This window comes from Streptomyces sclerotialus (genome assembly GCF_040907265.1).
GTDB lineage: Bacteria > Actinomycetota > Actinomycetes > Streptomycetales > Streptomycetaceae > Streptomyces > Streptomyces sclerotialus.
In genome coordinates this window covers 236,069-258,896 of record NZ_JBFOHP010000002.1, presented here as the reverse complement: position 1 = coordinate 258,896, position 22,828 = coordinate 236,069, and the positions used below count along the sequence as shown (strand labels likewise).

The 22,828-nt window shown below is 71.0% G+C and carries 16 protein-coding genes and 2 pseudogenes; 14 read left to right on the top strand and 4 right to left on the bottom strand.

The features are described from left to right. Positions 1-13 precede the first annotated feature (13 nt). Positions 14-652 (bottom strand): HD domain-containing protein, encoded by a 639-nt coding sequence (locus tag AAC944_RS01280; protein WP_030607852.1) that lies wholly within the window; start codon positions 650-652, stop codon positions 14-16. A gap of 236 nt (positions 653-888) precedes the next feature. Further along, positions 889-1,005: pseudogene (locus AAC944_RS01275) on the bottom strand (transcriptional regulator); the annotation flags it as partial. Between AAC944_RS01275 and AAC944_RS01270 the strand changes: the two are divergent. Then, positions 1,001-1,114: pseudogene (locus tag AAC944_RS01270) on the top strand (SDR family NAD(P)-dependent oxidoreductase); the annotation flags it as partial. The pseudogenes AAC944_RS01275 and AAC944_RS01270 overlap by 5 nt on opposite strands. Before the next feature lie 122 nt (positions 1,115-1,236). Further along, on the top strand, positions 1,237-2,040 hold the full coding sequence (locus AAC944_RS01265; RefSeq protein ID WP_078888294.1) for a glucose 1-dehydrogenase: 804 nt from the start codon (positions 1,237-1,239) through the stop codon (positions 2,038-2,040). Positions 2,041-2,063: 23 nt separating this feature from the next. Here AAC944_RS01265 and AAC944_RS01260 read toward each other — a convergent pair whose 3' ends face one another. After that, the gene (locus tag AAC944_RS01260) at positions 2,064-2,609 is read right to left on the bottom strand and encodes a hypothetical protein (RefSeq protein ID WP_051871330.1); all 546 of its coding nucleotides are present in this window, start codon (positions 2,607-2,609) and stop codon (positions 2,064-2,066) included. Positions 2,610-2,616: 7 nt separating this feature from the next. Next, a complete protein-coding gene (locus AAC944_RS01255) occupies positions 2,617-2,796 on the bottom strand; it encodes a twin-arginine translocation signal domain-containing protein (protein WP_051871331.1) in 180 nt (59 codons plus the stop codon). 350 nt (positions 2,797-3,146) lie between these two features. Here AAC944_RS01255 and AAC944_RS01250 point away from each other — a divergent pair, with 350 nt between their 5' ends. The 12 genes from AAC944_RS01250 to AAC944_RS01195 all read left to right on the top strand — a co-directional run bounded on the left by AAC944_RS01250 (position 3,147) and on the right by AAC944_RS01195 (position 22,814). Further along, on the top strand, positions 3,147-4,535 hold the full coding sequence (locus AAC944_RS01250; RefSeq protein ID WP_030607858.1) for an RraA family protein: 1,389 nt from the start codon (positions 3,147-3,149) through the stop codon (positions 4,533-4,535). Then, positions 4,532-5,869, top strand: a complete 1,338-nt coding sequence (locus AAC944_RS01245) for a TRAP transporter large permease subunit (protein ID WP_030607861.1) — start codon at positions 4,532-4,534, stop codon at positions 5,867-5,869. Before AAC944_RS01250 ends, AAC944_RS01245 begins: the two co-directional genes overlap by 4 nt. A gap of 18 nt (positions 5,870-5,887) precedes the next feature. Next, positions 5,888-6,163, top strand: coding sequence for a hypothetical protein (locus AAC944_RS01240; protein ID WP_051871332.1), 276 nt, complete (start codon positions 5,888-5,890; stop codon positions 6,161-6,163). Between the two features lie 146 nt (positions 6,164-6,309). Then, positions 6,310-7,062 (top strand): IclR family transcriptional regulator, encoded by a 753-nt coding sequence (locus AAC944_RS01235; protein ID WP_030607867.1) that lies wholly within the window; start codon positions 6,310-6,312, stop codon positions 7,060-7,062. 16 nt (positions 7,063-7,078) lie between these two features. After that, positions 7,079-8,050 carry a cyclase family protein gene (locus tag AAC944_RS01230; RefSeq protein WP_030607870.1) on the top strand — a complete coding sequence of 324 codons (972 nt, stop codon included), beginning with the start codon at positions 7,079-7,081 and terminating at the stop codon, positions 8,048-8,050. Positions 8,051-8,222: 172 nt separating this feature from the next. Next, positions 8,223-8,615: a hypothetical protein gene (locus AAC944_RS01225; RefSeq protein ID WP_030607872.1), complete on the top strand. Its 393-nt coding sequence runs from the start codon at positions 8,223-8,225 to the stop codon at positions 8,613-8,615. Further along, on the top strand, positions 8,578-12,909 hold the full coding sequence (gene eccCb / locus AAC944_RS01220) for a type VII secretion protein EccCb (RefSeq protein ID WP_030607875.1): 4,332 nt from the start codon (positions 8,578-8,580) through the stop codon (positions 12,907-12,909). The genes AAC944_RS01225 and eccCb overlap by 38 nt, the downstream gene beginning before the upstream one ends. An 897-nt stretch (positions 12,910-13,806) precedes the next feature. Beyond that, positions 13,807-15,165 (top strand): family 2 encapsulin nanocompartment cargo protein terpene cyclase, encoded by a 1,359-nt coding sequence (locus AAC944_RS01215; RefSeq protein WP_030607882.1) that lies wholly within the window; start codon positions 13,807-13,809, stop codon positions 15,163-15,165. Positions 15,166-15,170: 5 nt separating this feature from the next. Then, the gene (locus tag AAC944_RS01210; RefSeq protein WP_030607885.1) at positions 15,171-16,067 is read left to right on the top strand and encodes a geranyl diphosphate 2-C-methyltransferase; all 897 of its coding nucleotides are present in this window, start codon (positions 15,171-15,173) and stop codon (positions 16,065-16,067) included. A 436-nt stretch (positions 16,068-16,503) separates the two neighbouring features. Next, positions 16,504-17,778 (top strand): ATP-grasp domain-containing protein, encoded by a 1,275-nt coding sequence (locus tag AAC944_RS01205; RefSeq protein WP_490368257.1) that lies wholly within the window; start codon positions 16,504-16,506, stop codon positions 17,776-17,778. Next, a complete protein-coding gene (locus tag AAC944_RS01200) occupies positions 17,775-19,118 on the top strand; it encodes an MFS transporter (RefSeq protein ID WP_490368256.1) in 1,344 nt (447 codons plus the stop codon). The genes AAC944_RS01205 and AAC944_RS01200 overlap by 4 nt, the downstream gene beginning before the upstream one ends. Positions 19,119-19,328: 210 nt before the next feature. Next, positions 19,329-22,814 (top strand): non-ribosomal peptide synthetase, encoded by a 3,486-nt coding sequence (locus AAC944_RS01195; RefSeq protein WP_030607896.1) that lies wholly within the window; start codon positions 19,329-19,331, stop codon positions 22,812-22,814. The last annotated feature ends 14 nt before the right edge of the window (positions 22,815-22,828 follow it).

Here is a 22,828-nt window from a genome sequence, read left to right as displayed (position 1 = left end):
ACTCATGGGCCCGTTACTCGGCCCACGGAGAATCCAGGATCGTGCGGACGAAGTCGCCGCGCTGGAAACCAGGTACGTAGTGCTGGAGCACATCGGCCTTGACGTTGCCGAACGTCGTCTCCGGCTTGTGGCGGACACCGTCGGTGAACGCACCGAGGATGCGCTTCTTGAAGTCGGGGCGAGGGTGGAGGGCCACGATCTCCTCGCGCTCCGCGGCAGCGATGTCCGCGTAGCCGATGCCCAGGACGTCGTACTCCACACCGGCGGTCACCAGGGCGACCTCCGGCTCCATGAACTCGGGGATGCCGGGTGTGGTGTGCAGGGCGATGGCCGTCCACACGCGGCGGACACTGTCCTCCGGCACTCCGCGCGCCTGGAGGAAGCGGCGCGCTTCGTCGGCGCCGTCGACCTCGAATCGGCGCCCGCTGGTGTGGAACTGCTCGTTCAGCCCCAGGTCGTGGAACATCGCGCCGATGTAGAGCAGTTCGGGGTCGAAGCTGAGGTCACGGTTGCGGCCTTGGAGGCTGCCGAAGAAGTACACCCGCCGCGAGTGGTGGTAGATCAGTTCGCTGGTGCTCTCACGCACCAGCTCGGTCGCCTCGCGGGCGAGCTTGGTGTCCGGCACGCGTACCCCGGTTTTGTCCTGCGTCATGGCCACTCACCTGTCCTTGTTTCTCGGTCCTGCCCGATTCCCGGCAGGACCGAGTCTTGTCGACCTGGCGCTCCGGCTGCCAGGTCTGTAGCGCCACTTACCCCACAGATACGGACATCCGGTGGGTGCGTCTCCGATGCGTCAGGCGTGTGACGTGGTGTTCGGGGAGGGGCCGAATCCTGGCTGTCCTGCGTGGCCTGCATTTCCTGCGTCGCCTGAGTGTCCTGCATCGCCTGCGTGGCCTGTGTGTCCTGCGTCGCCGCCCAGGAGGCGAGTAGACGTAGGCCTTCTTCGGAGGGGGAGCCGGGCTCGGCGGTGTAGACGGTGAGGGTGAGGCCGGGTTCGGCGGCCATCCGGCCCGACGCCGAGCACAGCAGCCCCGACGTCCTGGCCCGGCGCCTGTACGCCATGCACACCGAGCGCAGCGGTTTCCGGCACTACGCCGAGCCGCTGCCCGACTGATTCCTCCGGACCAGGCGTCTGCCTGGCGGGCTGAGGTCCGTGCGCTGCGGCAGGGCCGGCTGTGGCCGGCGCTCACTACCGCCGTGCTGATCATTGGCGGTGTCCTGGCGACGTACACGTACATCACCCCCACACTCACTCCTCGATGGAAGACACCGCATGAACCCACGTACGACTTCACCGGTCAGGTCGCCTTCGTCACCGGAGCCAGCTCCAGGATGGGCCTCGCCACCGCCCGCGCCTTCGCGCGAGCGGGCGCCGCCGTGGCCCTCACCGACATCAACGAGGAGGCTGTGAACGCGGCCGCGAAGCACCTCACCGACGAGGGCCACCAGGCGCTCGCCCTCGTCTGCGACGTCACCGACGAGGACCAGGTCGCCGCGGCAGTCGACCGTGCGGTGGAGACCTTCGGCCGCCTGGACATGGCCTACAACAACGCCGGCATCCAGATCCCGCCCGCCGACGCGGCGGATGAATCCGCCGACCAGTTCGACCGCGTCAACGCGGTCAACCTCCGCGGCATATGGGCCTCCATGAAGCACGAGCTGCGCCACATGCGCGCGCAGGGCAGCGGCGCCATCGTCAACTGTTCCTCCCTCGGGGGCCTGGTCGGCATTCCCGGCCGCGCCTCGTACCACGCCTCCAAGCACGGTGTGATCGGCCTGACCGGCAGTGCGGCCCTGGGTTACGCCCCGCGCGGCATCCGTATCAACGCCGTGTGCTCCGGCACCATCGACACCCCGATGGTGCGCGACATGATCGCCAAGGGGGAACTCGACCGCGCGGAGGCCGAAGCCCACCAGCCCGTCAACCGGCTCGGCCCCGCCGAGGAGATCGCCCAGGCCGTCCTGTGGCTGTGCAGCCCAGGCGCCGGCTTCGTCCTCGGCGTCGCCCTCCCCGTCGACGGCGGCTACGTCGCCCAGTAGGCACACCTACGGCAACACAGGCGTCATCGTTCGTCCCCGCTCGCTCGTGAGATCCGGTCGCTCGTGGGAGGGGGCGCGGGAGCCTTGCCGGAGCGCCCGGGGCGTCCGGAGTGCCCGGGGCGTCCGGAGTGCCCGGAGTGCCCGGTGTGTCCGGAGTGCCCGGGTGGCCGGGGACGGGCGTCTTGCGTGGCGGTCCAGGAGGCGAGCAGGCGGAGGGCGTCTTCGGAGGCGGTGCCTGGTTCGGCGTAGACGGTGAGGTCGTGCACGGCCCGTGCCAGCTGGTTGTGGGCGATGACGTCCATGCGTCCGTTGCGTCCATGCGTCCGTTGCGTCCATGCGTCCATGCGTCCGTTGCGTACGAAGGCGGAGGCCATGGACACGGAGTCGAGCAGCCACTGGACGCGGGGCGGGACCTGGACGTCCTTGCGGCGCGGCGGGATGCGGTGGGTGGGCCGGGCGGCTCTGGCCAGGTCGGACAGGTAGGTGCGCTCGTCCTCGTCCAGCCGCAGCGCCTGGGCCGCGGCGGCGAGCGCGTCCTCGGACACCTCGTTGATGTGGCCCTTCTCCACCCGGGTGTTACCACTCGGTGCTCACCCCGGCAAGGTCTTCGACCTCTCCCTCCCGCTGGAGGACGCCGCCGCCCGCGATCGCCACGCCGCCGACAGCGGTGGTCGTGGCGATGAACGTACGCCGGGTCGGCGCCGGGGGCGGCCCGGCGGGAGGGGAGTGGTTCGACTCGGTGAACTCGGTTGACATGCGCGATCCTCCGGAGTGCGGATGGATGTGACCTGCTGTCAGCAGACGTTCTCCCGAAGGGTTCACGAACTCCTCCCGGGCGTCCACGGCGTGATCGTACGGCCGCGGCCGGGGCTGTGGGATGCCCTGTCGGTACACCCTTCGGCAGGTACGGGACGGGGTCGGGTCCGGGGTCGAGCCACTGCGGTCGGGGGCATGGCGGGCCGTTTGATCGATCATTCCTCAGCTCTTGACGCGTGCTTCACGTACAGGCAACATCCATGCTCATTGAACGATAAGACTTATCACACAGTGATAAGTCGGCGGGGGTGACCGCAGTGCATCCCTGAGAGATGGCGAGGAGGCCATTCATGCGTGTCGGAGTGCTCGGACTGGGCGAAGCGGGGACCTTGTATGCGGCCGGGTTCGTGGCGGGCGGCTGGTCGGTGACCGGATACGACCCGGGCGAGGTGCCGACTCCGGACGGGGTGGTGCGTGCCGGGAGCGTCGAGGCCGCGGTGCGGGACTGCGACCTGGTGCTGGGGCTGACCGGTGCCCGGGTGGCCCTCGACGTGGCTCAGCAGGCCGCGCCGCATCTGGGTGCCGCCGCCGTCTACGCGGACATGAACGCGGGCGCCCCAGGGCTGAAGCGGCGGATCGCGGCCGCGGTGAGCGCCGCATCGCAGGCCGTCTTCGCGGACGTGTCGGTGATCGGCTCGGTCCCCACCTACCGCCACCGCACCGCGCTGGTGACCAGCGGCCCCGGCGCCGCGGCGGTCGCCGAGCACTTCGGCGCGCTGGGAGCCCCGGTGGAGGACCTGGGCGGGGAACCAGGTGCGGCCTCGGCCCGCAAGCTGCTGCGCAGCGTTTTCATGAAGGGCCTGGGCGCGGTCATCGTGCAGGCCGTGGAAGCGGGCCGGGCGGCCGGCGACGAGCCGTGGGTACGGGAGCAGATCACCGCGGAACTCGCCGGCGGCGAACACACACTGCAACGTCTGTACGCGGGCACCGCCAAGCACGGCCTGCGCCGCGCGTTCGAGCTCTCCGCTGCCGCCGACCTGCTGGCCGACCTCGGCCTGGACACCGAGCTGGCTCGCGCGATCGGTCACGTGCACACCCTGGCGGCCCGCCCCGAAGGACTGCGCGCCGTACCGCTCGTCTCCGACGAACTGCTCGCGGCCCACCGGGACATCGCCACCGCGAACATCGGTGACGCGGTGGACCGGCTCGGCCTGCTGGACTCGGGCATCCGGCCGATGTGGCAGGGAGCGCGGGCCATCGGGCGGGCGCTGACCGTGTGGACCCGCGCGGGCGACAACCAGGCCATCCATGAAGCCGTCAAGGCCGCTGTGCCCGGTGACTTCATCGTCGTCAACGGGGAGGGTGACACCTCCCGCGCGCTGATCGGCGAGCTGATCGCCGAACGGGCCAAGGCCCGCGGGGTGGTGGGCATGGTCCTGGACGGTGCGGCCCGTGACATCGACGTACTCGCCGAGATCGGCTTCCCCGTCTGGGCGCGCGCGGTGACCCCGGCAGGCCCGTACAAGTTCGGCCCCGGGCACGTCAACCTGCCCGTGGCGGTGGGCGGACTGGTCTGCCACCCGGGCGATCTGGTCGTGGCGGACAGCGACGGAGTCGCCGTCGTCCCCGCCGGCCAGGCAGGGTCGGTGCTCGCTGCTGCCCGTGCGGTCGAGGCCGACGAAGCAGGACGCCGCGCCGCCATCCGTGCCGCCGCGGCCGGAACGGGAGACGCATCGTGATCGCAGTGTGGGCGCTGGGCTGCTACATCGCGGCCATCATCGTGTGGAACTCCGTCCTCGGACGGAACATCGGTGAGGCGCTGCTCGTGGGGTTCCTGGTCACCGGTCTGTTCGCGGGCGGCGACATCGGCCACGTGATGTGGAGCAGCTTCGTGGAGGCAATGCAGGAAGAGGTCACCTTCGCTGCCCTCGCCTTCGTGTTCATGAGCTACCTGCTGGCCCGCACCCCGGTCCTGGACCACCTCCTGGACATCCTCAACTCACTGCTCGGGCGGCTGCGCGGCGGCCCCGTCTACACCTCCACCGTCGCCTCCGGGGTCTTCGGTGCCATTGCCCACGTGGGCGCCGCGATCACCGCGGCGGTCGGTTCGGTGACCATTCCGTGGATGAAGCGCTCGAACGTGAGCGGTGAGATCGCGGCCACCGTAGCGGCGGGCGGCGCCGGCATGGGCGTCACCTTTCCGTTCAGCTCCACCATGTTCATCCTCATGGGCTCGGCCGGTGTCGCCTCGGTGGTCTCCACCGACGACATCGTGCTGCCGCTGTTCCTCGGCGGCCTGTGGTGCCTGGGCTACCGCCTGGTCGCCGCCTTCGTCATGATCCGCCGTCATGGCATCCAGCCGGTGGACAACACCGAACTGAGACCGCTGCGCCGTACGCTGGGCGCGGGCTGGACCAGCCTGCTCCTGTTCGGCGGTATCGCGATTCCCCTGCTGCTGACCCGCGGTCCCCTCGCCGGTGACCTCGGCCGCTACGTGGGGGCCACGATGTCGGACGCGATCAGCCTGATCACCTGGATACCGGTCCTCATGATCGCGATCGTGCTGCTGCTCAGCCGACGGCACCTGCCGCGCACCGGACGTGCCTGGTGGGAGCTGCTCGGCGGCGTCGCACCGCAGTTCGGTGTCCTCGGCGTCACCATCATCGCCGCGTTCTCCGCCGCCAACGCCCTGGGCGAACTCGGTCTGCCCCGGCAGCTGACCGACCTGCTCGCCGGAGTCGAAGCACCGCTGTGGGCCATGGCCCTGGTCGTCGGCGTCCTCGTCGTCGGCGTCGCCGTCCCGCTCACCGCCAGCGCGACCATGGCCGCCATCGGCCCCGTGGCCGTCTCCGCGCTCATCGGCGCCGGAGCCTCCCCGGCCACCGCCTGCGTCGCCGTACTGATCTTCGCCTCCACCGAGGGCGCCTCGCCGCCGTCCGGAGCGCCGATCTTCGTCGCCAGCGGTATCGCGGGCGTCGACCCGTCCCGCACCTTCGTACCGCTGCTCACCTACTACTGCGTCCCCATCCTGCTCATCGGCGCCGCCGTGGCCACCGGCGTCCTGCCCGTCTGATCCGACCGGAGGCCCACCATGCCCGTCCGACCCCTTCAGGTGCTCTTCCGCCTCAGCATCATCGCCTTCCTGACCGGCGGCTTCGTCATCGTCACCGGCCAGGCGCTGGGCATCGCCCTGGGCGACGCCGGCTGGGTGACAGCCGTCGAGGAACACGCCGGACCGGCCACCTTCATCGCCGCCGGCATCAGCGGACTGCTCGCCTTCCTCCTCTCCTACCTCAAGGAGGACACGGCCGGCGCGCCCGCAGCACACCGAGCCCCACAACCGGCCGCCGGCCCCCGGCCGCAGTAGAACCGGCCCCCGGCCGCAGGAGAAGAGGCCCGGCAACCTGGACGGATCCGGCGATCGGGTGACCCCCAAGGCGTGCGCGTTCTGATAACTCTTATCGGACAACGGAAAGACCGCATGCCACGCCGACCCCCAGGAGTCCACTGCTCATGGCCACCGCCTCCGCCACCCCCATGCGCTCGGTCGACAGGGCCTTCGACGTCCTGGGCGTCCTGGAGGACGCCCGCCAGCCGCTGCGTCTGAGCGACGTCGCCCGCCGCGCCGAGCTGCACGTGGCCACCGCACAGCGCATCCTGAACGTCCTCATCGACCGCGGCTACGCGGCCAAGGAGGAAGCCGGATACGTCGCCGGGCCCGCCGCGGTCGCCACCGCCCATGCCTTCCTGGTCAACAACCGGCTCAGCCAGGTCGCCCTGCCGGTCCTCCAGGAAATGGCAGCCAGCACCGGTCTGACCCCGACCCTGTTCGTACGGGTGGGCCGCGCACGGGTACCGATCGCCCGCGTCGAAGGCCGCAACCCGCTGCGCTACCAACTGCCCATCGGCGACAAGCTCCCGTTGCATCTGGGCGCGGGCAAGGCCCTGCTGGCCTGGCTGCCCGAGGAGGAACAAGCGTCGTACACCGATACCGTGGCCCCCTTCACCCTGGCCTCCGGCGCACAGATCACCGCCGAAGGCCTGACAGCCGAGCTGCGGCGCGTGAAGGCGGACGGTTACGCACTCGCCCACAGCGAACGCGTCCTGGACGTCACCTCGATCAGTGCCCCCGTCCTCCACGGCGACAGGCTGCTGGGTGCCCTCAGCGTCGCCGGGCCCAGCAGCGACCTGCCCGAGGCCGAACAGCCGAACATCGTCACCGAAGTCCGACGCGCGGCGGACGCCATCGCCGCCCGCTGCGCCTGACCGAAAGCCACGACCCGTGTCCGTACCCACCTACCAGGAACTCCTCCGGCGCACCGACGCACCTCCCGGATCCAGCTGGTACCTCTTCCCCCACCAGCCCGAACGCGGCATGGCCAACTTCGCGGGCCCGCGCCAGGTCCTGCGGGCCGCACAGTCCGTCCGCGACGGCCACGCCGTGAATCTGGACTACCCCCTCGACGCGTTCGACCCGCCCATGTCCCGAGCCCGCGGCATTCCACACCACCGCATCACCGCCAAGCACGACCAGGCACGCGACGACGTCCTGGACGGCTTCCACCTCCAGGCCGGCACCCAGATCGACGGGCTGCGCCACCGGCGCGCCTCGGGCCACGGCTTCTACAACGGCGTACCCGATCACGAGATCGCACCGCGCAGCCCGCGCCTGGGCGTCCAGCTGTGGGCCGAGACACCGCTGGCCGGACGCGGACTGCTCATCGACGTCGAAGGGCTGCTGCACCGACGCGGCACCCCACTCGACCACACCGACGGCCCCGCCCTCACCACGGCCGTGCTCGACGAGGCGCTGGCCGCGCAGGACTGCCGCATCGAGGAGGGCGACCTGGTACTCGTACACACCGGCTGGGCCCACTGGTACCTCAATGCCGGCGCCGACCTGCGGGACGAAGTCCGGGCCGCGCGCCGCGCCACCGGGTTCGCGCAGACCCGCGAGTTCGCCGCCTGGTGCTGGGACCACCGCATCGCCCTCATGGCCACCGACACCTTCGCCGTCGAAGTGCTGCCCGTCCTGCCTGACAGCGCCTTCCACGACAGTGCTCCCGAGGACGCCGGGATGATGCACCAGGAGCTGATCGCCAAACTCGGCCTCCCGCTGGGCGAACTGTGGAACCTGACCGCGCTCGCCGCCGACTGCCGGGCCACCGGCCGCTGGGACAGCCTCCTCACGGTCAAGCCGCTCCACCTCACCGGCGGCGTCGGATCACCGGCCAACGCCACCGCCCTCCGCTGACGAGCCCGGGCGGCCGTGGCCCGTACGCACGGATGTAACCGGCGAACGACTCGTGTGGCGTGCCTGGCTCGCTATACGATCAGTGGCCGATGGTGCAGCACGATGCCGGGGAGGCAGGGTGTACGAGCTGGTACTCCGAGTAGATGCCGGGCCCACGGCCTCCGCCGAGCAAGTGGAGCGCCAGGTTCGCACTTTGTACCGGGACCTACGGACGCTCGGGCTGTTCCACGTGGAGCGCAAGCAGGCCCCCGCACCGGCCGGCTCGATGGCCTCCGCCGGTTACGAAATCGGTGCCCTGCTGGTCAGCGGCGCCTTCTCGGCCGCGGCACTGAAGGCCATGAGCAACGTCCTCGTGGCGTACCTCCAGCGTTCCAAGGCCCGTTCCGTGGAGTGGGAGTTCGACGGCAACAAGGGGCAGTTCCAGGCGCTCTCCGCGAAGGACCAGAACAAGCTGGTCGAGGTCGTGGCCTCGCGGATCGCCGCGGAGGCCGGCGCGGACGGCGGCAGCGGGGAACCAGGAGGCAGCGATGACGGGACGCCGGATCGCGCTGCTGGTCGCGACTGACGGATACGTCGACCCCGGCCTCAACCAGCTCCGGTCACCCACGCGCGGCGCCGACGAGCTGGCAGCCCTGTTGCAGGACGAGGCGGTGGGCCGCTTCGACTTCGTCCGTACGCTCACCAACCGCCCCAAAGAGGAGATCGAGCGGGAAGTCGAGGCGCTGCTCAGCAATCGCGCGCCCGACGACCTGGTCCTGCTCTACCTCGCCTGCCACGGCATCAGGAACGACACCGACCGGCTGTTCTTCGCGACCATCGGTACGGACCTGGGCCGCCCGCACACCACCGCCGTCCGCGCGGACCTCATCCATCAGCTCCTGGACGAGTGCGAGGCCCGTACCAAGATCGTGCTCCTGGACTGCTGCTACAGCGGCCTCTTCCACCGGGCCACCCCCATGTCTCCCGCGCCGGTCGACGTGGAGGCGGCGCTGGCCGGCCGCGGCACCTTCGTGATCACCGCGTCCACCGCGCTGGAGTACGCCTACGAAGGAGACCAGCTCACGCTGGACAACGCCCGGCCCGTGGCACGCTTCACCGCCGCGCTCAACGAGGGGCTCAGCACCGGACTGGCCGATCTCGACCGCGACGGCATCATCACACCCGACGAGCTCTACACGTACGTGCACGACGCCGTCGTCAACCAGAGCGGCCCGGAACAGACGCCCACCAAGTCCGGCCAGTGCGAGGGACACGTCCCCCTCGCGTACGCGGCACGCACCGACCCCGCCACCGGCCTGGCCCCGCCGGGGGCACGCACCGACGAACTCGTACTGGGGGCACTGCTCCCGCCGCCGGTCGACACCCCGGACCGGGGGTTCATCTGCGACTCCTGGGAGGGCGCGTCCCGGCTCATCGTGCCCGTCGGCCGTACGGTGGCGACCTCCGGCGGCGAGCCCATGTGCCTGGACCTCTCCCACCGGAGCGGGAACGCGGCGGTCGTCGGCAGACTCGGCAGCGGCAAGACGACGCTGCTGCGCTCCCTCGCGATGTCGCTGGCCCTGACCCACACGCCGCACGAGGCGGAGTTCTACCTCCTGGAAGGAGCCGTCAACCGACTGGGTGTGCTGCGGTCGATGCCGCACGTGAAGAAGGTCGCCGCCGCGCACGAGCACGATGCGGTCGCGGAGGTCCTCACGGCCCTGAAGGACGCCATCACCGCCCGGCGGGCCCTGTTCCGGGACCTGGACATCGACTCCGTCGAGGAGTTCCGCGAGCTGCGGGCAGCCGGGCGCCTGCCGCACGACACCGGCAGCGACGTCTTCCTCGTGGTCGACGGCTGGCTCGACTTCGACTGGGAGATGCCCCAGTTCGCCCAAGAGGTGCACCGGCTCGTCAACGCCGGCGTCAACTACGGACTCCACCTCCTCGTCTCCGCCCGGCGCTGGAGCGAATTCGGCGCGAGTCTGCTGGGCCTGCTGGGGACCCGTGTCGAACTGCCCCTGGACGATCCGTCGGAGTCGCAGATCGATGCGACCCTCTCGGCGAGCCTCGGGGTCGGCTGGGCCCTGTCGCTCCGGCGGCGCTTCCGGGTCGCCGTGCCCCACCTGGAGAAGGTCACCAGTTCAGCGGAGGCCAGGCAGGCCCTGGCCGAGACCACACAGCGGATGCGGGAACGCTGGCTCGGTGTGCAGCCGGACACGGCGCCCCCGCCCCGCACGGACATCCCGTTCACGGATCTGTACGGTATCGCTGACGCAGAGCGGTTCGACGTGGCCCGTACGTGGGCGCAGCGCCCACCGCAGGAGCGGCTGCGGGTGCCGATCGGGGTCAGCGAGGACGGCCGTCCGGTCATGCTCGACCTCAAGGAAGCCGCACACGGCGGGATGGGGCCGCACGGCCTGTGCGTCGGCGCCACCGGCTCCGGCAAGTCGGAACTGCTGCGCACGCTGATCCTCGGCCTCGCCGTCGCGCACTCCTCCGAGACACTGAACTTCGTCCTGGCCGACTTCAAGGGCGGTGCCACCTTCGCGGGGATGTCGGAGCTGCCGCACGTGTCGGCGGTCATCACCAACCTCGCCGACGATCTCACCCTCGTGGACCGCATGCGCGACGCCGTCGTCGGCGAGCTCATGCGCCGCCAGGAACTGCTGCGCGCGGCGGGCAACTATTCCAACGTCTCGCAGTACGAGAAGGCGCGCACGGCAGGCGCCGAGCTGACCCCCATCCCCTCGCTGCTCATCGCGATCGACGAGTTCTCCGAACTCCTCACCGCACGACCCGACTTCATCGATGTCCTCGTCCAGATCGGCCGCGTCGGCCGCTCACTCGGCGTGCACCTGCTGCTGGCCTCACAACGCCTGGAGGAGGGCAAGCTCCGCGGCCTCGACACACACCTCTCGTACCGGATCGGCCTGCGGACCTTCTCGGCCGCCGAATCCCGCACGGCGATCGGAGTCCCGGACGCCTACCACCTGCCTCCCGTGCCGGGCGCCGGCTATCTCAAGTACGACAACGACCAGATGACCCGCTTCCGGGCCGCGTACGTCTCGGCCCGCTACGCCCCCGAAGGAACCGCGTCCACCGCGGACAACACGATCGACGACGTCCTCGCGGACAGCCTGCTGGACGTGCTGGTCCGCCGACTCGCAGGCCAGGGACCGCCCGCGCATCAGGTCTGGCTGCCCCCGCTGGGCGACCCGGCCACCCTCGGCCAGCTGTTCCCGGGGCTGGTGGCCTCGCCGGAACGCGGACTCCACTGTCCCGAGTACGAAGGGCCGGCCCGGCTCCGGGTCCCGGTGGGCCTGGTCGACCGGCCCGACCGGCAGCGCCGGGACCTGATGTTCCTGGACTTCTCGGCCGCGGCCGGGCACGGCCTGATCGTCGGCGCACCCCAGTCGGGCAAGTCGACGCTGCTGCGTACGGTGATCTGCTCACTCGCGCTGACGCACACGCCGTCCGAGGTCCAGTTCTACTGCCTGGACTTCGGCGGCGGAGGCATGCAGCAGCTCCAGCACCTGCCACACGTGGGAGGGGTGGCCTCGCGGCTCGATACGGAGCAGGTACGACGTACGGTCGCCGAGGTCGCCGGCGTGCTCGCCGCGCGGGAGGAGTTCTTCCGGGCCAACGGCATCGCCTCCATGGCCGAGTACCGCAGGGGACGCGCGGCAGGGAAGTGGCCGGACCAGCAGTGGGGCGACGTCTTCCTGGTCATCGACGGCTGGTCGAGCTTCAAGTACGAGTACGAGCAGCTGGAGGAGAGCATCCTCGACCTCGGGACGCGCGGTCTGGGCTACGGCGTCCATCTGCTGCTCGCGGCCACCCGCTACGCCGATGTCCGCATCGCGCTGCGCGACTACTGCGGCACGCGGGTCGAGCTGCGCCTCGGCGACCCGATGGAGTCGGAGATCGCACGGAAGGTGGCCGCGGACGTACCGGTCGGTGCGCCGGGCCGCGGGGTGTCCCCCGACAAGTTCCACTTCCTGGCCGCCCTGCCGCGGCTAGGGGACGGGGCGAGCGCTCCCACGGGACTGGCGGAAGCCACCACAGCGCTCGTCGATGCCATCCGGACACGGTGGGCAGGGCCGGCCGCCCCGCCCGTACGCGTCCTGCCCACGCTGCTGTCCGTGGACGCGCTGCCCAAGGACTTCGGCCGCTCCAAGGCCGAAATCGCCCTGGGCCTCGACGAGACGACCTTGCTCCCCTTCGGCGTCGACTTCGAGGCGGACCCGTACCTGGTCGTCATCGGGGAGAGCGAGTCCGGGAAGACATCGCTGCTGCGGCTCCTCGCCCACAGGATCAGCGAGCGGTACACGCCTGAGGAAGCACAGCTGGTCGTCGTCGACTACCGGCGTTCGCTGCTGAGCGACCTGCCCTCGGAGCACGTGACGGAGTACATCCTCACCGGCTCGCAACTGCAGAACCATGTCGGCGCCCTGACCGCCGTCGCAGCCGAACGGATGCCGCCCTCGGACGTCACCCCCGAAGAGCTGCGGAATCGGAGCTGGTACACGGCACCCGACATCTTCCTGCTCGTGGACGACTACGACCTCGTCGCGACCCCCTCGGGCAACCCCCTCCACCCGCTCCTGGACTACCTGCCGTTCGCGCGGGACATCGGCCTGCGCATCGTGCTGTGCCGCAATTCAGCGGGCGCCGGTCGGTCGATGTTCGAGCCCATGATGCAGTACCTGCGGGAACAGGGCGCACACGGGCTCACGCTCTCGGGCGACAAGTCCGAAGGCCCGCTCATCGGTTCGGTCATCCCGCACCGCCAGTCACCCGGCCGCGCGACCCTCACCGGCCGCCGCAACATACCGCGCCAGGTCCAACTGGCGTACCAGCTTCCTCGTAGCGGGTGAGGGGCTGGGGGCGCGGAAATGGCGCGGACCTTGCCCCCTGATTCCAGTCGGCCGAAGAGGGGGGCAAAGTCTCCGGATCGGGCGGGGAAATCGTCGGTGTCGTCGGTGAAGTGCCGGTCATCCGGACGCATGCTTCATGATCACCGGTGTACCCGACTCGGGGGAGAGGTCTTCTCCCGGTAATGGCGGAAGAGGGATCTGGCGCGGGCAGCGGCCTGGCGTTCCGGCGGTGAAATTGGCCGGAATTATCTGTGGTCGGGCGTCGGGGAGGGTGGTTTCCGCCGTGTCGGAGGGGGCGGCGGCGGTCGAGGCCGACGCCGGTCGCCATGCGTGAAACGTTCACTCGCTCAAGTCGTCCGAATGTCGTCGGTCGTCCGGATAAACCCGGTCCGGAGCAAGGTCACTGCATCGTGGTAACTCCAACGGCTCCATGGGCGAGCTGCGTGTGCGGGTCGTTACTGTTCCTGGTGTACGGAAGGATTCTCGGATATTCGTTCTCGATTACCGGCTATTCGAAGTTCTTCTTCCCCATTCGCCGTTCGGCACCGTACGCCGACCACCGACCTGACGAAGGAGAGCCGGCCCGATGACCGTTGAAACCAGCCCGTGGTCGGCAGAACCGTTCCGGTGCGGTCGGGTTCGCAACGAACCGGGGCCGTGGGTGCGCCGCACGGGCCTGAACGGGCAGGCGGCCGATGTGCACCTGGCCACCCTCCACTCCTTCGCCGCCATCCTGGTGTCCGTCGCGCCCGGCGCACCGGCACACGCGCAGATCACCCGAAGACGCGGCCAGAGGGTACGTCCGGCGGTCTTCGCGGACGGGCCTCACCGAGCCGGGCGGCGCGCCCGGTAGCCGGGACCAGCACATCCACCTCACGAATGAGCAAGGAGCCACGGATGCCCGACCCCGGGATTCCTCCCCTGCAGACGAGCCTGCTCGACCTCGCGGCCCGCTTCGGGGTCCATGCCCGCACCGATGCCGCCGCCGACGTCGTCGGGGACGCCCAGCCGGGCCTGTCCGGCCTGCCGGGCCCGCCCTCCGTCCCCGCCCCTGCCGCGGCGACCGCTCCCGTGGACACGTCCGTACCTGACGGCGGCCCGGGTGGCGACCTGACCGCTCGGCACGCGGAGGAGGGTGCCGCTGCGGCGAGCGGAACGACCCCTGTCCTGGAACGGATCCTGCGTGGTCCCAGCGGACTGGGCACGTCGGGCCTGCACCTGGCGCGGCGCGAGGAGCCCGCGGCGGCTTCTCCGGAGGAGCCCGAGGCGGCGGATGAGGGCAATGCCGTCCCGGGCCTCTACCACCACCCGGTGCCGGACCCCGACCCGGTACGGGTCGAGGAGGTCAGCCGCAGGATCAAGGCATGGGCGGTGGACGAGGCCCAGGTGTACCCCCCGGAGTGGGAGGACCAGTTCGACGGCTTCTCCGTCGGCCGCTACATGGTCGCCTGCCATCCGGACGCCCCCACCGTCGAGCACGTCATGATCGCCACGCGGCTGATGGTAGCCGAGAACGCGGTCGACGACTGCTACTGCGAGGACCACGGCGGCTCGCCCATCGGTCTCGGCAGCCGCCTCCTGCTGGCGCACACGGCTCTCGACCCGCTGCACACCACGGAGGAGTACGAGCCGGGGTGGGTGGAGTCGCTCCGGTCGGACGCCCCCCGGCGCGCCTACCGGTCCGCCATGGAGTACTTCCTCAAGGAGGCCACCCCTTCCCAGGCGGACCGGTACCGGCACGACATGGCCCGCCTGCACCTGGGCTACCTCGCGGAAGCCGCCTGGGCCCAGACGGAGGAGATGCCGGAGGTCTGGGAGTACCTGGCGATGCGTCAGTTCAACAACTTCCGTCCCTGTCCGACCATCACCGACACCGTCGGAGGCTACGAACTCCCGGCGGACCTGCACGCGCAGCCCGCGATGCAGCGGGTCATCGCGCTCGCCGGGAACGCCACCACCATCGTCAACGATCTGTACTCCTACACCAAGGAGCTCAACAGCCCGGGCCGGCACCTGAACCTGCCCGTAGTGATCGCCGAAAAGGAGGGGCTCTCCGACCGGGAGGCCTATCTGAAGGCGGTCGAGGTCCACAACGACCTCATGCACACGTACGAAGCTGAGGCCGCGGCCCTGGCCGCCGCCTGCCCCGTCCCGAGCGTGCAGCGCTTCCTGCGGGGAGTGGCCGCATGGGTCGACGGCAACCACTACTGGCACCGGACCAACACCTATCGCTACAGCCTTCCCGACTTCTGGTAAGAGGAATGGACGTATCAGTGACCAGCACCGAGTTCAGCACCCTCAACGGCACCTCCGCGTTCGTCCCCGCCCCGGCGTCGCCCTACCAGGGTGAGATCGCCCGCTACTGGGACCAGGAAGCCAGGCCCGTGAACCTGCGTCTCGGCGACGTCGACGGGCTCTACCACCACCACTACGGCATCGGTGACGTGGACCGTGCCGCTCTCGGGGACGCCGACGACGGCGACTACGAGAAGAGGCTGATCGCCGAGCTGCACCGCCTGGAGTCGGCACAGGCCGAATACCTCCTGGACCACCTCGGGCCCATCGGGCGTGGCGACACGCTCGTGGACGCCGGCTGCGGCCGGGGCGGTTCGATGGTCATGGCACACCAACGCTTCGGCTGCACGGTCGAGGGCGTCACCCTGTCGGCCAAGCAGGCCGACTTCGCCAACCAGCGTGCCCGCGAACTCGGTATCGCGGACCACGTCCAGGCCCGGGTGTGCAACATGCTCGACATGCCCTTCGGTACGGGGCAGGTCACGGCCTCGTGGAACAACGAATCGACGATGTACGTCGACCTGCACGACCTCTTCGCAGAGCACTCCCGCATCCTCGGGGTCGGCGGCCGGTACGTCACCATCACCGGCTGCTGGAACCCGCGTCACGGCCAGCCCTCGAAGTGGGTGTCCCAGATCAATGCGCACTTCGAGTGCAACATCCACTCCCGCCGGGAGTACCTGCGCGCCATGGCCGACAACCGACTCGTACCGCAGGCCGTCATCGACCTGACTGCCGCGACCCTGCCCTACTGGGAGCTGCGGGCCACGTCTTCGCTGGTCACCGGCATTGAAGAGGCGTTCATCAACTCCTACAGGGACGGTTCCTTCCAGTACCTCCTGATCGCGGCCGACCGCGTCTGACCGCTGACCGACCGAATGGGCCGGCCCGCCACCCGGCGGCCCGGCCCTTCTTGCGCGGTGTCCGGATCTCGGTGGGTGGTCCGGGCGTCCGTACAGTGATACTTCCCGAATTGTCGCGATGGATCTTCAGATAGTGCGGAGGCCGTACGCGGCGCAGAGAAATTCTCGTTCGACGGGTGCCGCGGGGCGCCGAATCGGCGGCGGCCGGAAGCGCCTTCTGGAATGCGCGGGTGCAAGACGCGTATGCCACGGTACTGTTGCGTCTCGCGACCGGGGGGCGTGAACGAGAATGACACCCCTGGCGTTGCTGGAACGGTGGGGGACAATGGGGGAACAGCACGCCGAGCCGTGGTGTCCATCGGCCGACAAGTGGGGGGAATTCCCCGCCGGCCTACGTGATTCTTTTCTCCGCCGGGCCGCGGCGGAAGTGCAGGAAGTGCACGACGGAGTTGCCGGCTCCATGGGGCCCTGGCGGCCCCTGCGGCCGCTCTTCCTCGACCGGGCGCACTACACGCAGGTCGCGGACGTGTCGCTGCGCCTGATGCGGCTGGTGCTGGAGGCCTGCCGGCGCCGGGCCCGTACGGCCGGGGAGCTGCGGGACGTGCTCCGGGTGCCGCCCGAGCGGCTGCCGTTGATGCACGGGTCCGAGCCGCTGGACGACAGTCTCCTGATCGCCGCGCGCCCCGATCTCGTGTACCGCGCGGGCCGGCCGATGTTCGTGGAATTCAACATCGACGGGTCGCTGGGCGGAACGCTTCAGGCGGACATTCTGGCGCGGCGTTTCCGTGATCTTTTCCAGCCGCTGGCGCCGGAACTCGAATTGATCGCTCCGGATTCCGCGGTGGATTCCCGGTTTTCCGTCATCCGCCCGTCACTCGGGCTTTCCGAGGGGGACCGGGTCGCCATTCCGGTGTTCCGCAGAGGGGCCGCCCCAGGGCTGGAGGAGCCGAAGGCCTTCCTGGACTGGCTGGCGCCCATGTGCGACAGCGGGCGGCGGCACGGGCTCGACACGGTCGCCTGCACGATGGACGAGCTCCGGGCCGACGACGCCGGGCGGCTGAGTCTCGACGGGCGGCCCGTGGACGCGGTGTTCCGGCTGTTCCTCGCCCTCGACCTGCCACCGGGCCCGGGGCGTGCGGCGCTCATCCGCGCGGTGCAGGCCGACCGGGTGCGCATGCACACCTCCGAGGCGACCTGGCTGCTCACCGACAAGACGACCTTGGCCTGGCTGTGGGCCGACCGCCCGTTGCTGCCTGCCGCCGACCGGGAGCTGATCGAACGGTACGTACCGTGGACGGCCCTGCTCGGCGGCGAGGACGCCGGGGCGGCCGCCGCGGTCCGCGATGCCCTGGACCGCCGCGCCGAGCTGGTGCTCAAGCCGGCCGGCGGATACGGCGGCTCGGGCGTGGTGCTCGGCCCGGCCGTGTCCGACCCGGAGTGGCAGGCCGCCGTGCGCCGGGCGTGGGAGGGCGACGAACCGCACGTCGTCCAGCGGTTCGTCATCCCGGACCGGGTCCGCCTGGACTTCTCCCACGAGACGACGGGGGCCGTGGAGCAGGCCGAAGTGCCGTTCGTCGTCGGCCCGTTCCTGTTCGGCGGTCGGCCGTCCGGCGTGCTCGTACGCCACGGCGTACCCGGCAGCGGGCTGGTCCTCAACGCACACCACGGAGCCCGTATGAACTCCGTCGTCCTCGTGGACGGGCCGTGTTGAGCCTCCGCCGGGACGGCCGGACGTCCGCGAGGCGCGAGCCGCTCGGTTCGCCGTTCCGCCGCTTCCAGTCGGCCGTGGTCTCCTCGGACCTCGCCGACGGCATCTACAAGATCGCGGTGCCGCTGATCGCCCTGGGCATGACCCGTTCGGCGGTCGCCGTGAGCCTGGTCGGCGTCGCCGTCCGGCTGCCCTGGCTCGTCGCGATGCTGCCCGCCGGCGTCGTCGCCGACCGGTACGAGCCGCGCAGCGTGATGCGCTGGGCGTCGGCCGTGCGGCTGGGGCTGGTGGTGGCCATGTGCGTGGCCGCCGTGCTGGGCCGGCTGCCGCTGTGGACCCTGGCCGTGCTCGCCTTCGCGGTCGGCTGCGCCGGTACCTTCGTCGACGTGGCCGCGCAGTCGGCGCTGCCGCGCCTGGTCACGGCCGGGCAGCTGCCCCGGGCCAACGCGGCGTTGCAGTCCACCCAGATGTTCCTGGCCCAGCTGGTCGGGCCGGCCCTCGGCGGCTACGTGGTCGCGCTGGGCTCAGGGCTGGGCCTGTCGACGGTGGTCGTGCTGTACGTGGTGACCGTCTGGGCACTCGGCATCCTGCCCGCCGCCGTGGGCGGTGCGGCAGTCGTCGCGAAGGCGCCACCGCCCGAAGCGGAGCGCCCCCACGACGACGAGCCGAAGCCCCGGCAGCGCGCCTCCCTGCGCTCGATGGTGTCCGAACTGGGCGAGGGACTGCGCCACTTCAAGGGGCGCCCGGACCTGATCCGCCTCGCGACCACCGCCGCCGTCAACAACCTCTCGTACGCCATGTGCCTGACGCTGCTGCCGCTGCAAGCCGTGGCGCCGGGACAACTGGGCCTGTCCGAGACCGGCTACGGCCTGCTGCTCACCTGTCTGGCGGTCGGCAGCGTCCTGGCCGGACCGCTGACCGGCCGGATCGTCGGGCGCGTGGGGGAGCGGCGGCTGATGCGCTGCGGCGGGCCCCTGGCGGGGCTCTGCTACCTGGCGCTGGCCGCACCGAGCGTGCCGGTGGCCGCCGCGGGGCTGTTCTGCTACGGCCTGGTGTCGATCGTGTGGAACGTCGTCGTGGTCTCCTACCGGCAGACCACCATCCCCGCCGAGATCTTCGGGCGCGTCAACGCCGCCTACCGCTGGATCACCTGGGGCGTGTTCCCGCTCGGCTCCCTCGTCGCCGGCGCGCTCGCCGCGCTGCTCGGCACCACCACGGTCTTCCTCGTCGCCGGCGCGCTGCCGCTGATCGCGGCAGTCGTGGTACCCGTCACAACCGCGCTCGCCACGGCGGCCGACGACACCGAGGCGGCCGACGACGCCCCGGCACAGGCCGCCACCTGAACCATGACCGCCCAGGCCGCGCAGGACCTACCTGCTCCCGGCCGGACCCCGCACCACCCCGAGACGCACCCTGCCCATCCGCCCGGCAGCGGCCCCCACAGGCCGCCGCCGCGGCCCACCGCGCCCGCCCTTCTGTCCCGCCGTCCCTTTCGGGGCTTTCGCACCACGCAACTCGCCGCACTTTCGAACCACGGAAGATGGTGTCCTCGCATGCCGTTCCTGCACGACCTGCTGACCACGCAGGCAGCGTCCGCTCCTGGCCGGACCCTCGCCCTGTACGGTGCCGATTCCCTCACCTACGCCGAGGCCGAGGCGTCGGCCGACCGCGTCGCCGGCGCTCTGGCCGCCCGCGGAGTCGCCCCCGGCGACCGCGTGGGCCTGCACCTGTCCCGCTCGCTGAACCTGCTGCCCGCGCTGTTCGGCGTGCTGCGGTCCGGCGGGGTGTGCGTACCGGTCGACCCGGAGGACCCGGCCGAGCGGCGCGCGACGATCCTGGAGTACTCGGGCTCCCGCATCGTGGTCACCGAACGCGCCCTGCTCGACGAGCCGTATCCCGAAGGCACGGTGGCGGTCGCGGTCGAGGACCTGCTCACCGATGCCGCCACGGCCCTGGCGGAGCCGGTCGCGCTGGCCGAGGACGCGCTCGCGCTGGTCTTCTACACCTCCGGTTCCACCGGCGTGCCCAAGGGCGTCATGCTCACCCACCGAGCCCTGCTCAGCGGCCAGCGGTGGCTGCAGCGCACCTTCCCGCTGGAGCCGGGCGACCGGCAGCTGCTGCGTACCACCCTCAGCATCACCAACCTGGTGCGCGAGGTGTTCTGGCCGGTGCTGTCCGGCGGCACCGTCGTCGTGGTGCCGCCCGGCGCCCACAAGGACCCGGACCGGCTGGTCGAGTTCATCGACAGCGGTGACGTCACCACACTCATGGTCGTGCCGGCCCTGCTGTCCGGCATGCTGGAGAACCCCGCATTCGCGGCCAACACCTCGCTGAAGTACGTCTTCTGCTCCAGCGACGTGATGCCCGGGGACCTCCCCGAGCGGTATTTCGCGACGGGTCCGAAGGCGCGCCTGTTCAACGTGTACGGGCTCACCGAAGCGCTCTACAGCACCTACTGGGAGTGCCTGCCCGGCACGGAGTACGAGGGCTTCGTTCCGGTCGGCCACCCGGCCGAGCTCACGCCGCGCGTCCTGGACGACGGGCTGAACCCGGTGCCGGCGGGAGAGACCGGTGAGCTGTGCCTGGCCGGTGTGGGCATCGCCGAGGGATACGACCGGCTGCCCGAGCTGACCGCGCAGCGGTTCGTGCAGACGTCCGAGGGCCGGGTCTTCCGCACCGGCGACCTGGCGCGCCAGTCGCCCGACGGCCGGCTGGAACTCCTCGGCCGCATGGACGACCAGGTCAAGATCGCCGGTTACCGGGTGGAGCTGGGCGAGGTGGAGGCCCGGCTGCGGGAGATCCCCGGCGTCACCGGTGCGGTGGCCAGTGGTGTACGCGGCGCCGGCGGACACCAGCGCCTGGTCGCCTACCTCACCTGCGACGAGACGCCGAACGCGGGCGAGGTACGGGCCCGGCTGGCCGACCGGCTGCCGCCCTACATGATCCCCGCCGCCTTCACGGTGATCGAGGAGATACCGCTCACCCACAACGGGAAGGTGGACCGCCGGGCGCTCGCCGACCACGACGGCCCCCAGCTGCCGCTGGCCGAGGAGTACACCGCGCCCGGCACCGAGCTGGAGCGCTATCTGTGCGAGGTGTGGGCCGAGACGCTGCAGCTGCCGCGCGTGGGCGTCCACGACAACTTCTTCGCCCTCGGCGGCGACTCCATCCAGGGCTTCCTGATCAGCGCCCGGGCCAACCGCGACGGCTTCGGCCTCAGCGCCACCCAGGTGTTCGCCACGCCGACCGTCGCCGAGACGGCCGCGTTCATGGCGGAGGAGCGCGAGCGGCGGCCGGCGGACTCCGGCGCCGTCGAGCCGGCCCCGGCCGTCCTCTCCGACGCCGACCTGGCCCGCGTCCGGGAGGCCGCGCACGACCCGGACGGCATCGAAGCGGTCCACCCGCTCACCGAGATGCAGAAGGGCATGCTCTTCCACTCGCTGCTCGACCCGGACTCCGGCGTCTACTTCGAGCAGTTCCTGTACGCCGTGGAGGGCGACCTCGACCTCGACGCCTACCACCGCGCCTGGCAGCAGGTCGTCGACCGGCACGAGATCCTCCGGGTGTGGATCGCCTCCCGCGGCCTGAGCGAGCCGCTGCAGGCGGTGCAGAAGGACGCCGAACTGGGCTGGACGGTCCTGGACTGGGCCGGGCGCGGCGAGGACGAGCAGCGCGCCCTGCTGGAGGAGTACCTCGACGAGGACCGCCGCCGCGGCTTCGCCTTCGACCGGGCGCCGCTCTTCCGTCTCACCCTTGTCCGCCTCGCCGAGCGCCGCTTCAAGCTGGTGATGAGCTACCACCACCTGATCCTCGACGCGTGGTCGCTCTTCGTGCTGCTGCGCGACTCCCTGGAGCTCTACCACGCGGGCCTGGAGGGCCGGGCGCCCGAACTGCGGCCGACCCGTTCCTTCGGCGACTACGTGGCGTTCCTGGAGCGGGAGGACACGGACGCGGCGCGCGAGTACTGGCTGCGCCGCCTGGCCGGGTTCCGCAGCCCGACGCTGATCGGCCGCGCCGAGCGGCTGGGTCTTTCGGCCAGTTCCCAGGAGATGCACGCCGAGGCCCGGCTCGACCTGGGCGAGGAGCTGACCGAGCGGCTGCTGGCCTACGGGCGCGCCCGGCAGCTGACCCTCAACTCGCTGGTGCAGGGCGCCTGGGCCGTGGTCGTCGGCGCCTTCAGCGGGCAGGACGACGTGTGCTTCGGCATCACCATCACCCACCGCCCGGTGGCGCTGGCCGGTGTCGAGGACATCGTCGGCATCTTCATCAACAGCCTGCCGATGCGGGTGGGCCTGGCGCACGACGAGCCCGTCGGCCGCTGGCTGCGCGGCATCCAGCGGACCCAGGTGGCGGCGCGGACCCACGACCACTACCCGCTGCCGCTGATCCAGCAGCGCACCGACCTGCCGAGCGGCCAGCCGCTCTTCGAGTCCCTGCTGATCTTCGAGAACTTCCCGCGCGGCACGGGCTGGACGGGCCGCGGCGGCGTGGACGTGCGACAGGAACGCTACGTCGGCTGGACCAACTACCCCTTCGCCATCGAAGCGATGCCCGAAGAGCAGCTGTTCTTCCAGGTCAAGTACGACCTCGCGTTCTTCGACGAGGCAGCCGTCGACCGCATTCTGGGCGCCTTCCGGCACGTGCTGGAGCGCATCGCCGACGGCGGCACGGACACGCTCGGTGAGCTCGTCACCCGGCTGGCGGCGCAGCGCCCCCAGCGGGCCGCTGCGGACGGGGAGCAGGCCGCGGCACCGGCGTTCCCGGCCCGTGGCACCGCGGTCGCCGACGGCGCCGTGACGGAGCCCGCCACCGAGGACGAGCGGACCCTGGCCCGGATCTGGGCGGAGGTGCTCCAGGTCGAGCGGGTCGACGTGCACACGCCGTTCCTGGCGCTCGGCGGCAGCTCGCTGGCGGCCATGCGCGTGGTGGCCCTGGCGGAGGCCGAAGGGTTCGACGTCGAACTGCGCGACCTGTTCACCGGCGACGGCACCGTGCACCGGCTGGCCGCCGACGCCGGCCCGGCCGCAGCGGCCGGCTGACGGGACGGCCGGTC